The organism is Pseudomonas sp. IPO3749 (genome assembly GCF_013386605.1).
GTDB lineage: Bacteria > Pseudomonadota > Gammaproteobacteria > Pseudomonadales > Pseudomonadaceae > Aquipseudomonas > Aquipseudomonas azotoformans_A.
Window position 1 is genome coordinate 20227 of record NZ_JACARN010000046.1, and the last position, 10636, is coordinate 30862.

Annotated in this window: 11 protein-coding genes; 8 read left to right on the forward strand and 3 right to left on the reverse strand. The window is 60.0% G+C overall.

Annotated elements, in window-relative coordinates; translation table 11 throughout:
* Positions 1–3 precede the first annotated feature (3 nt).
* Both HX812_RS18985 and HX812_RS18990 read left to right on the forward strand, forming a co-directional pair.
* Complete coding sequence (locus tag HX812_RS18985; RefSeq protein ID WP_038848195.1) at positions 4–966, forward strand: MucB/RseB C-terminal domain-containing protein; 963 nt, start codon at positions 4–6, stop codon at positions 964–966.
* A gap of 234 nt (positions 967–1200) precedes the next feature.
* Positions 1201–2640, forward strand: a complete 1440-nt coding sequence (locus HX812_RS18990; RefSeq protein WP_016975170.1) for a DegQ family serine endoprotease — start codon at positions 1201–1203, stop codon at positions 2638–2640.
* Positions 2641–2702: 62 nt separating this feature from the next.
* Here HX812_RS18990 and HX812_RS18995 read toward each other — a convergent pair whose 3' ends face one another.
* Entirely contained in the window at positions 2703–4136 is a 1434-nt protein-coding gene (locus HX812_RS18995) for a M48 family metalloprotease (protein ID WP_038848198.1), read from the reverse strand.
* A gap of 94 nt (positions 4137–4230) precedes the next feature.
* Here HX812_RS18995 and HX812_RS19000 point away from each other — a divergent pair, with 94 nt between their 5' ends.
* Together HX812_RS19000 and HX812_RS19005 are read left to right on the forward strand one after the other, a co-directional pair.
* A complete protein-coding gene (locus tag HX812_RS19000) occupies positions 4231–4470 on the forward strand; it encodes a sulfurtransferase TusA family protein (protein ID WP_010212198.1) in 240 nt (79 codons plus the stop codon).
* 31 nt (positions 4471–4501) lie between these two features.
* Positions 4502–5572 (forward strand): AI-2E family transporter, encoded by a 1071-nt coding sequence (locus HX812_RS19005; RefSeq protein ID WP_033902651.1) that lies wholly within the window; start codon positions 4502–4504, stop codon positions 5570–5572.
* A 62-nt stretch (positions 5573–5634) separates the two neighbouring features.
* Here HX812_RS19005 and HX812_RS19010 read toward each other — a convergent pair whose 3' ends face one another.
* Positions 5635–6108, reverse strand: a complete 474-nt coding sequence (locus tag HX812_RS19010) for a peroxiredoxin (protein ID WP_016975173.1) — start codon at positions 6106–6108, stop codon at positions 5635–5637.
* 10 nt (positions 6109–6118) lie between these two features.
* Positions 6119–6679 carry a glycine cleavage system protein R gene (locus HX812_RS19015; protein WP_003172487.1) on the reverse strand — a complete coding sequence of 187 codons (561 nt, stop codon included), beginning with the start codon at positions 6677–6679 and terminating at the stop codon, positions 6119–6121.
* A 273-nt stretch (positions 6680–6952) separates the two neighbouring features.
* Between HX812_RS19015 and dapA the strand changes: the two genes are divergently transcribed.
* From dapA to purC, 4 genes are read left to right on the forward strand one after another with little or no spacing between them, the layout of a single operon-like run.
* On the forward strand, positions 6953–7831 hold the full coding sequence (gene dapA, locus HX812_RS19020; protein WP_033902649.1) for a 4-hydroxy-tetrahydrodipicolinate synthase: 879 nt from the start codon (positions 6953–6955) through the stop codon (positions 7829–7831).
* Between the two features lie 17 nt (positions 7832–7848).
* Positions 7849–8964, forward strand: a complete 1116-nt coding sequence (gene bamC, locus HX812_RS19025; protein WP_028619346.1) for an outer membrane protein assembly factor BamC — start codon at positions 7849–7851, stop codon at positions 8962–8964.
* A gap of 4 nt (positions 8965–8968) precedes the next feature.
* Positions 8969–9727, forward strand: coding sequence for an MBL fold metallo-hydrolase (locus HX812_RS19030; RefSeq protein ID WP_038848200.1), 759 nt, complete (start codon positions 8969–8971; stop codon positions 9725–9727).
* 27 nt (positions 9728–9754) lie between these two features.
* Positions 9755–10468 (forward strand): phosphoribosylaminoimidazolesuccinocarboxamide synthase, encoded by a 714-nt coding sequence (gene purC / locus HX812_RS19035; protein ID WP_003172493.1) that lies wholly within the window; start codon positions 9755–9757, stop codon positions 10466–10468.
* Positions 10469–10636: the final 168 nt, after the last annotated feature.

Here is a 10636-nt window from a genome sequence, read left to right on the forward strand (position 1 = left end):
TCTATGCGAGCCATACCGCTCCTTACGCTTTTGCTCAGTGGTTGGTTTGCACTCCCCGCCCACGCCGATGAAGCCCAAGACTGGCTGACTCGACTTGGGCGTGCAGAGCAGCAGCAAAGCTTTCAAGGCACGTTCGTCTACGAACGTAACGGCAGTTTTTCCACGCATGACATCTGGCATCGTGTCCAGGAGGGCCAGGTCCGTGAGCGGCTCTTGCAGCTCGATGGTTCTGCCCAGGAAGTCGTGCGAGTGGATGGCCGGGCCCAATGTGTCAGCGGCTCCCTTGTCGCAGGCCTTGGTAACTCGCGTGATGCGCCGTCCCGTGCGCTGGATCCGCAAAAACTCAATCAATTCTACGAACTGGCCGTCATTGGCAAATCCCGTGTGGCCGGGCGTAACGCGGTGATCGTGTCGATCACGCCACGTGACCAGTATCGCTACGGTTTTGAACTGCATCTGGATCGTGAAACGGCGCTGCCGCTCAAGTCCCTTTTGCTGAACGACCAGGGCCAACTGCTTGAGCGCTTCCAGTTCACGCGACTGAACACATCGGTCGTGCCGAATGATCGCGATCTGCAACCCAGCAGCGAATGCACTCCCATATCCGTCGCCAATGACAAAGCGCCAGAGGTGCAGTCGACCGAAGCCTGGCATTTGGAGTGGTTGCCGCCAGGCTTTCAGCTGACCAATACGAGTGCACGAAAAGACACTCATACCAAGGCCACAGTCGACAGCCTGATGTACGAGGATGGATTGGCGCGTTTCTCTGTGTTCCTTGAGCCGATCAGCGATGCGGGTGTCACCGAAACCCGTACCCAACTGGGCCCAACGGTGGCCGTATCCCGTCGCCTGAATACGGTGGACGGCGAAATGATGGTGACCGTGGTGGGCGAAATCCCGATCGGCACCGCAGAACGTATCGCGTTGTCGGTGCGCGGCGAAAAAAAACCAGCCGCCCAGCCGTGAGCCGTTAATCCTATGTTCATCCTGACGTTTCACTGTATTTGCATGCCAGGTTGGCTGCCGAGAGCATGAAATGTCTGGATCAGCATTTTCACTTGCAAAAATCTCTTATGTTTTTTATAGGTCAGGGCTTGTCGGCTCTGGCCTTGTTTTGTTCGCGGAACAAAGATGTCGGTCGCAGTTTTCGGCGTTTCTTGAACCCTGTCGCTCAACCCTGCTCGTCGTAACGGGAGCTGTATGTCGATACCACGTTTGAAGTCTTACCTATCCATAGTCGCCACGGTGTTGGTGCTGGGTCAGGCCTTGCCCGCGCAAGCGGCCGAGCTGCCTGACTTTACCCAGTTGGTTGAGCAAGCCTCGCCGGCCGTGGTGAACATCAGTACCACGCAAAAACTGCCGGATCGCAAAGTTTCCAACCAGCAGATGCCGGACCTGGAAGGCCTGCCGCCAATGTTGCGCGAGTTCTTTGAACGCGGCATGCCGCAACCGCGTGCCCCCCGTGGTGGCGGGGGTGGCCAGCGTGAGGCTCAGTCCCTGGGCTCGGGCTTCATCATCTCGCCGGACGGCTACATCCTCACCAATAACCACGTGATTGCCGACGCCGATGAGATTCTCGTGCGCCTGGCTGACCGCAGTGAACTGAAAGCCAAGCTGGTGGGCACTGACCCTCGTTCCGATGTGGCGCTGCTGAAGATCGAAGGCAAAGACCTGCCCGTGCTGAAATTGGGCAAATCCCAGGATCTGAAGGCCGGGCAATGGGTCGTCGCCATCGGCTCGCCGTTTGGTTTTGACCACACCGTGACCCAGGGCATCGTCAGCGCCATAGGCCGCAGCCTGCCGAACGAAAACTACGTGCCGTTTATCCAGACCGACGTGCCGATCAACCCGGGTAACTCGGGTGGTCCGCTGTTCAACCTGGCCGGTGAAGTGGTGGGGATCAACTCGCAGATCTACACCCGTTCCGGTGGTTTCATGGGCGTGTCGTTCGCTATCCCGATCGACGTCGCCATGGATGTTTCCAACCAGCTGAAAAGCGGCGGCAAAGTCAGCCGTGGCTGGTTGGGCGTGGTGATCCAGGAAGTGAACAAAGACCTGGCCGAGTCGTTCGGCCTCGACAAGCCGGCCGGTGCGTTGGTCGCACAGATCCAGGACGACGGCCCGGCTGCCAAAGGCGGCCTGCAAGTCGGCGACGTGATCCTGAGCATGAACGGCCAGCCGATCGTTATGTCGGCCGACCTGCCACACCTGGTCGGCGCACTCAAGGCGGGCAGCAAGGCCAAGCTGGAAGTGATCCGCGAAGGCAAGCGCCAGACCGTTGAGCTGACGGTCGGTGCCATCCCTGAAGAAGGCGCAACCCTGGATGCCTTGGGCAATGCCAAGCCAGGCGCCGAGCGCAGCAGCAACCGCCTGGGTATTGCCGTGGCCGAGCTGACCGATGAGCAGAAGAAAACCTTCGACCTCAAGAGTGGCGTGGTGATCAAGGAAGTACAGGACGGTCCTGCCTCCCTGATCGGTTTGCAGCCGGGTGATGTCATCACCCACCTGAACAACCAGGCCATCGACAGCACCAAGCAATTCACCGACATCGCCAAGGCGTTGCCGAAGAATCGTTCGGTGTCGATGCGCGTGCTGCGTCAGGGGCGTGCAAGCTTCATCACGTTCAAGCTCGCCGAGTAAGTCGTTAGAAACAAAAAGCCCCGCCTTCGTTTGAAGGCGGGGCTTTTTTGTGGACGAGAGGTTTAGCTCATCATCCCTTTGACCAGGCGTTCCTGTTCGATCAATTCGCGCTGGCGTGCGTCGATACGTGAAGAGAGTGGGAAGTTGCTGCCTGCGCGACGCTTGGCAAAATCCAGCTGCTGGATCGCCTGCTGGAAATCACCCACCAGCGCAAAGTACTCGGCACGTGCCTGGTGCAGACCGATGATGTTACCGGACAAACCGCGCGTCTCGGCGACTTGGTACCAGACGTCGGGGTCGTCAGGACGAGATTTGAGCAAGCCATCCAGGGCTTTCTCCGCATCCGCGGTGCGGTTCTGTTTGAGCAGCAGGTCCACCCGGATCTGATTCAACGGATAGTTGCTGGGGTACTGGGTCAGCATTCGATCAGTACGTTGCTGGGCATCAGGCAGATGGTTGTTGTCGATATCAAGCTGGATCAGCGCCAGGTTATAGGTGATGTCGTTCGGCGCCTTGGCCAGTAACATCGTCAGGTTTTCCCGAGCTTGCTTGAACTGAGAGCCCTTGATCTGGGCGATAGCCAGGCCATAACGCGCCACATCGTTCTTCGGGTTCTCGTCCAGCTGCGCCTGGAAGCGCTTGGCGGCGAGGCCTGACGTGTCTTCGTATTGCAGCTGCACCCGTGCGCGAATCAGTTGATAACGCAGGCTGTCTTCCTTGCCACCGGCTTTGGCTTGCTCGGCCCGGTTGCGGGTGTCGGCGATCCGCGATTCGGTGACCGGGTGCGTCAGCAGGAATTCTGGCGGCTTGGCATCGAAGCGGTATTGGCGCATCAGGCGTTCGAACATGGTCGGCATGGAGCGCGGGTCGTAGCCGGCTTTTTCCAGGTTGAGGATACCGATACGGTCCGCCTCTTGTTCGTTCTGGCGGGAGAACCGGCGCTGTTCCTGGATCGCCGCCGCCTGGGTGCCGGCAATCGCGGCAATACCCGCGTCGCCCGCGCCGGCTGCTGCGGCAATGATGCCACCCAGCAGGGCCGCCATCATTGGGATCTGCATACGCTGTTGCGCTTCGACGCCACGGGCGAAGTGACGCTGGGACAAGTGCGCCAGTTCGTGGGCCAGTACCGAGGCATATTCACCTTCGGTCTGGGCGTTGAGGAACAGGCCGCCATTGACCCCGACAATCCCGCCAGGCGCGGCAAAGGCGTTCAATTGCGGGCTGTTGATCAGGATGAACTCCAGGCGCCGGTCGTTGACCTGACTGGTCTCCACCAGCTTGTAGACGCTGGTTTCGACGTAATCCTTGAGCTGCGGGTCGTTGAGTTGCGAGACCTGGCCTCGAAGGTAGGCCAGCCAGGCGCGGCCCAACTGGTATTCCTGTTGTGGCGAGACAATGGCAGAACTGGCGTCGCCGAGTGACGGCAGGTCGTCAGCGAAGCCTGGGGAGGCCAGCAGGCAAGCCAGCGTCAGCAGGGTAGGGCGCAAAAAAGTCATGCACAAAGCCTTTCGACAAAGAGCTTACTGTAGCCGGACACTGAGCTTCGGACCAGATATTCTAAGCATCCCCGACGCTTGCCTGGAGTAAACCATGACCGACGCTGTAGCCTTTGATGCCGAACTCGATGCCAGCGGCCTCAATTGCCCGTTGCCCTTGCTGAAGGCCAAGTTGGAGCTCAATCGTCTGGCCAGTGGTGCAGTGCTCAAGGTGATCGCCACGGACGCGGGCTCCCAGCGTGATTTCCGCACCTTTGCCAAGCTCGCCGGCCACACCCTGCTCCATGAAGAAGACGCCGCCGGTGTGTACCGTTACTGGTTGCGCAAGGCCTGAACCGTTCGCCCCTACCACCCGAGGTTGATTGATGTTCAAAGTGTTACGAGACTGGATCCAGCGCTATTTCTCCGATGAGGAGGCCGTGGTGCTGGCGGTCCTACTGTTTCTGGCCTTTACGGCCGTGCTCACCTTGGGCGGCATGCTGGCGCCGGTATTGGCGGGGATGGTGCTCGCGTATCTGATGCAAGGGCTGGTGACCACACTGGAGCGTTTGCGCTTGCCGGGGGGAGCCGCCGTGGGCCTGGTGTTCGCCTTGTTCATGGGGCTGCTGGTGCTGTTTATCGTGGTGGTATTGCCGTTGCTGTGGCATCAACTGATCACGCTGTTCAACGAACTGCCGGGCATGCTCGCCAAATGGCAATCGCTGTTGCTGCTGTTGCCGGAGCGCTACCCGCACCTGGTGTCGGACGAACAGGTGTTGCAGGCCATCGAAGCAGCGCGCGGCGAGATCGGAAAATTCGGGCAATGGGCGCTCACTTTTTCCCTGTCCAGCCTGCCGTTGCTGGTCAACATCATGATCTACCTGGTGCTGGTGCCGATCCTGGTGTTCTTCTTCCTCAAGGACCGCGCCATGATCGGCCGTTGGGTACGTGGCTATCTGCCGCGCGAACGTGCGTTGATTACCCGGGTGGCCGAGGAAATGAATCGGCAGATTGCCAACTACATTCGTGGCAAGGTCATCGAGATCATTATCTGCGGCGGCGTGACCTATATCGCCTTTATCGCCCTGGACCTGAACTACGCGGCGTTGCTGGCGTTGTTGGTGGGTATTTCAGTGGTAGTGCCGTACGTCGGCGCCGTGGTGGTGACCGTGCCGGTGGCGCTGATCGCGCTGTTCCAGTGGGGCTGGAGTGACCAGTTCATCTACCTGATGGCGGTGTACGGGATCATCCAGACCTTGGATGGCAACGTGCTGGTGCCACTGTTGTTCTCGGAGGCCGTCAACCTGCACCCGGTCGCGATCATCTGCGCGGTGCTGTTGTTTGGTGGGTTATGGGGATTCTGGGGCGTGTTCTTTGCAATCCCCCTGGCGACGCTGTTCAAGGCAGTGCTGGATGCGTGGCCGCGACAGGAGCCGGTGGTGGCGCCGCTGTTGTAGCTGCTTAACCTTCTGTAGTGAGCGGGCTTNNGGCAAGCCCGCTCACCACACCACACTGCGCTTCAGGCTTTGTTCAAAGCCTGCGCCGCCGCCAGAACTGCATCCACATGGCCCGGCACTTTCACGCCACGCCATTCCTGACGCAGCACGCCGTCCTTATCGATCAGGAACGTGCTGCGATCCACGCCCAGGTATTCCTTGCCGTACAGCTTCTTCAACTTGATCACATCAAATAGCTGGCAGACCGCTTCATCCTTGTCGCTGATCAGCTCGAAGGGGAATGCCTGCTTGCCCTTGAAGTTCTCGTGAGACTTCACGCTGTCCCGCGACACGCCAAACACTTCGGTGTTGGCCGCCTTGAATGCCGCGTACTGGTCGCGGAACCCCTGGCCTTCGGTGGTGCAGCCGGGCGTGCTGTCCTTCGGGTAAAAGTAGATCACCACTTGCTTGCCCTTGAGGGCTGCAAGGCTGAAGGTCTGGCCGCTGGTGGCCTGGGCTTCGAAATCGGCTACCGGTTTGTCGATGACTACCGCCATGAAAACTTCCTTACATTGGGTTCTGTGGGCGCCATGGCTCGATCAGTGCGTCGAGGTTCAGGGCATCGGCGAAATCCAGGAACTGGTCGCGCAGCCAACTGATCTGCACGCCGGCCGGCAAGGTCACGGTAAACGTGGCGTTCAGCATGGTGCCGCCGGTTTGCGGGGCCTGGTAGGTGTCGCAGGTCAGGTTCTCCAGCTCGACGTTGTGGTCGATGAAGAATTGGCACAGCTCGTTGACGATGTCCGAACGATAGGCCGAGCTGACGTACGCCACATAAGGCAGGGCCTGGGGACGATTCTCCAGGGCGGCACTGCGCACCACATTGACTGTGAAGTCATGCTTCTTGGCCAGGCCCGGCAGGCCGGTTTCCAAGCGCGCCAGGGCGTCCCAGGTGCCGGAGATCTGCAGGACCAGTGCGCTGCACTCGCCGTGGCGGGTCAGGCGGGAGGTCACGACGGCGCAGCGGTTTTCATGGCTGGCGCGGCACAGGACGTTGGTCAGCTCCATGGGGTTGGCGCCGAGGGCACTGATAACAAGGAATTGTTCGCGAACTGTGGGGGTGGACATGCAGCCTTCCTAAAACGATGAGCGGTCGATACTGTGCGGGCTGTATCGATCAAAGGATGAAGGGTAGCGAAAACCGTCGCCAAGGGATAGGAGGTGGCGTTTTCATTGCGTGATCGGCTCGATTTCACCGTGCTCCAAGGCAGGCTTTGGCCCAATGATGGCATTGCCCGTCGTTTAGTTGCGCCATAACGCATCCTCAGGCGGTACTTCGCTTGTGCAAGCATCTTGGCGCCAGTACCATTACGGCTCTCTTTTTCCGGCAGGAGCGGTTGCATGATTGCGGGCAGTATGGTGGCACTGGTCACACCCATGGATGCACAAGGTCATCTCGACTGGGACAGCCTGGGCAAACTGGTGGACTTCCACCTGCAAGAAGGCACCAACGCCATCGTGGCGGTCGGCACCACCGGTGAATCGGCCACCCTTGATGTGGAAGAACACATCCAGGTCATCGAATTCGTGGTCAAGCGCGTCGCGGGCCGTATTGCCGTGATCGCCGGTACGGGCGCCAACTCGACGCGTGAAGCGATCGAGCTGACCAAGAACGCCAAGAAGGCCGGCGCCGATGCCTGCCTGCTGGTGACCCCGTACTACAACAAGCCGACCCAGGAAGGCCTGTACCAGCACTTCCGCGCCATCGCCGAAGCCGTCGACATCCCGCAGATCCTCTACAACGTGCCAGGCCGCACCGCTTGTGACATGCAGGCCGCGACCGTGATCCGCTTGTCCACCGTGCCGAACATCATCGGTATCAAGGAAGCCACCGGCGACCTGCAGCGCGCCAAGGACATCCTGGCCGGCGTGAGCAGTGATTTCCTGCTGTATTCCGGTGACGACGCCACCGCCGTAGAGCTGATCCTGCTGGGCGGCAAGGGCAACATCTCCGTGACCGCCAACGTGGCCCCGCGTGCCATGAGCGAAATGTGCGCCGCCGCCATTGCCGGCGACGCCGTGACCGCCCGCGCGATCCACGAGAAGCTGATGCCGCTCAACAAGACACTGTTTATCGAATCCAACCCTATTCCCGTGAAGTGGGCGCTGACTGAAATGGGCATGATGCCGGACGGTATCCGTCTGCCGCTCACCCGTCTCAGCGAAGCCTGTCACGAACCGCTGCGACAGGCCCTGCGCCAGTCCGGCGTCCTGGTTTAATTGAGGAAGCACTACGCATGAAGCGATTGGCCGGACTTTCCGCACTTGCCTTGATTATCTCCAGCACCAGTGGCTGCGGTTGGATCTGGGGCCCGGAAGGCTACTTCCGTGACCGCGGTAGCGATTACCTGGAAGCCCAACCTACCAAACCGATGGAATTGCCGCCGGGCGTCAACGTCGCCAAGCGCCTTGACCCGTTGCTGCCGATTCCGCGTAACGTCGCCGACGACACCACCAAGGGTGAGTACGTGGTGCCACGTCCACAGCCGATCTCGGCCGTGGCGGATGCCAGCGACTACAGCCTGCAGAAGAGCGGTGATTCCCGCTGGATCGTGGCCCAGCGCCCACCTGCTGAAGTCTGGCCGGTGGCCGTGCAGTTCTTCCAGGACAACGGTTTCCGCATCGACGAGCAACGCCCGCAGACCGGTGAGTTCACCACCGCATGGCAGCAAGGCAGCGAGTTGTCCGCCACCATGGCCAAGCGCCTGCAGGCCGGTGGTGTAGCCGCCGACAGCGAAGCCCGTGTGCGTGTGCGCATTGAGCCAGGCGTGCAGCGTAATACCAGTGAAGTCTACGTGGTCAGCGCCGAGCGTCCGGCCGGCAGCACCGCCAACGTTGATTTCACCAACCGTTCGGTCAACACCGGTGTCGACTCGGCCCTGGTTGACGAGATGCTGGCCAGCATGAGCCGTATCTCCGAGAAGGGCGGTTCGGTTTCCCTGCTCGCCGCGCGTGATTACGACACCCCGAGCCGCGTCAGTCTGACCGAAGACGGCAGCGGCAACGTGGTGCTGAACCTGGGTGAAGACCTCGACCGTGCCTGGGCCAGTGTTGGCCGTGCATTGGAGCAGGGCCCTTGGCGTGTAGAAGACATCAACCGCAGCCTGGGCCTGTACTACATCAACGTGGCTGAAAAGGCCGAGCGTAAAGATGAAGAGCCAGGTTTCTTCAGCAAACTGTTCGGCAGCCAGCCGACCAAGGAAGAAATCGAGACCCGTGCCGAGCGTTACCAGGTTCGTTTGAGCAAGGTTGGCGAAAGCGTACAGGTCACCGTCGAGAAGAACATCAACACCGTTGCACCCGCTGAGACAGCGCGCAAAGTGTTGGGCGTGATTCAAGACAACCTGGGCTGATCCGGTGCGTTTTGCCGTTCTCGGCAGCGGTAGCCAAGGGAACGGTACGCTGGTCGCCCACGACGACACGTACGTGCTGGTGGATTGTGGTTTCTCGTTACGGGAAACCGGGCGGCGCCTGCTGCGCCTGGGGGTTCACCCCGCGCAGTTGAGCGCGATTCTGGTGGCCCACGAACATGCCGACCACGTGCATGGCGTGGGTTTGCTGTCTCGGCGCTACAATCTTCCGGTGTACCTCAGTCGCGGTACCTTGCGCGGGATGCGCAAACCCATTGAACCCGCAGGTTTCCTGGCCGGTGGCGAGCAGCTGCAAATCGGTGCCCTGAGCATCGATGTGATTGCCGTGGCGCACGACGCCCAGGAGCCGACGCAATATGTCTTCAGCGATGGTGAGCGACGCTTCGGCGTACTCACCGACCTGGGTTCCTACTGCGCGAAGGTATTGGACGGTTACCGCGATCTCGATGCGTTGATGATCGAGTCCAACCACTGCCGAGACCTGTTGGCTCGCGGCCATTACCCCCGCTTTCTCAAGCAACGGGTGGGCGGCGAACTGGGGCATTTGAACAACCACCAGGCGGCGTACCTGGTGTATGAGTTGGGCTGGCAAGATTTGCAACACCTGGTCCTGGCCCACCTGAGCAGCAAGAACAACCTGCCGCAGCTGGCCCGGCAATGTTTTGTCGACACCCTTGGGTGCGACCCGGACTGGCTGCAACTGGCCGATCAAGATTCAGGGCTCGACTGGCGACACATCGCCTAGCCCACCATTTAGCAAGCGGAGCCCATCATGGAAAAACGTGAAGAACTCTACCGCGGCAAAGCCAAGTCGGTGTACAAGACCGACGACGCCAACCGCCTGATCCTGCTGTTTCGCAACGACACTTCGGCGTTCGACGGCAAGCGCATCGAACAACTTGATCGCAAAGGCATGGTGAACAACAAGTTCAACGCCTTCATCATGCAGAAACTCGAAGAGGCCGGCATTCCGACCCAATTCGACAAGCTGCTGGGCGACAACGAGTGCCTGGTCAAGAAGCTCGACATGATCCCGGTGGAATGCGTCGTGCGTAACTACGCCGCCGGCAGCCTGGTCAAGCGTCTGGGCGTGGAAGAGGGCCTCAAGCTCAATCCTTACACCTTCGAACTGTTCCTGAAGGACGACGCCAAGGGCGACCCGTTCATCAACGAATCCCACGTCGTGGCATTCGGCTGGGGCACCGCTGAGCAACTGGCACGCATGAAAGAGTTGTCCCTCAAGGTCAACGACGTGCTGAGCAAATTGTTCGACGACGCCGGCCTGCTGCTGGTGGACTTCAAGCTGGAATTCGGCGTGTTCCACGACGGCTCCATCGTCCTGGGCGACGAATTCAGCCCGGACGGCTGCCGTCTGTGGGACAAAGACACCAAGAAGAAGATGGACAAGGACCGCTTCCGCCAGGGCCTCGGTGACGTCATCGAAGCCTACGAAGAAGTCGCCAACCGTCTGGGCGTACCGCTTTAATCGACGCAAGCATCTGATAGCACGGAAAAAAATCTCGCTTCGAGCTTTGCTTTCCTGAGTCACGCTGTTATGATGCGCGCCGTTGGAGAGATGCCAGAGTGGCCGAATGGGACGGATTCGAAATCCGTTGTACCTTCACCGGTACCTAGGGTTCGAATCCCTATCTCT

Coding starts and splice junctions, on each gene's coding strand:
- HX812_RS19005 (WP_033902651.1), top strand. CDS start 4,502: ATGTTCAAAGTGTTACGAGACTGGATCCAGCGCTATTTCTCCGATGAG.
- purC (WP_003172493.1), top strand. CDS start 9,755: ATGGAAAAACGTGAAGAACTCTACCGCGGCAAAGCCAAGTCGGTGTAC.
- dapA (WP_033902649.1), top strand. CDS start 6,953: ATGATTGCGGGCAGTATGGTGGCACTGGTCACACCCATGGATGCACAA.
- bamC (WP_028619346.1), top strand. CDS start 7,849: ATGAAGCGATTGGCCGGACTTTCCGCACTTGCCTTGATTATCTCCAGC.
- HX812_RS18985 (WP_038848195.1), top strand. CDS start 4: ATGCGAGCCATACCGCTCCTTACGCTTTTGCTCAGTGGTTGGTTTGCA.
- HX812_RS19000 (WP_010212198.1), top strand. CDS start 4,231: ATGACCGACGCTGTAGCCTTTGATGCCGAACTCGATGCCAGCGGCCTC.
- HX812_RS18995 (WP_038848198.1), bottom strand. CDS start 4,136: ATGACTTTTTTGCGCCCTACCCTGCTGACGCTGGCTTGCCTGCTGGCC.
- HX812_RS18990 (WP_016975170.1), top strand. CDS start 1,201: ATGTCGATACCACGTTTGAAGTCTTACCTATCCATAGTCGCCACGGTG.
- HX812_RS19015 (WP_003172487.1), bottom strand. CDS start 6,679: ATGTCCACCCCCACAGTTCGCGAACAATTCCTTGTTATCAGTGCCCTC.
- HX812_RS19010 (WP_016975173.1), bottom strand. CDS start 6,108: ATGGCGGTAGTCATCGACAAACCGGTAGCCGATTTCGAAGCCCAGGCC.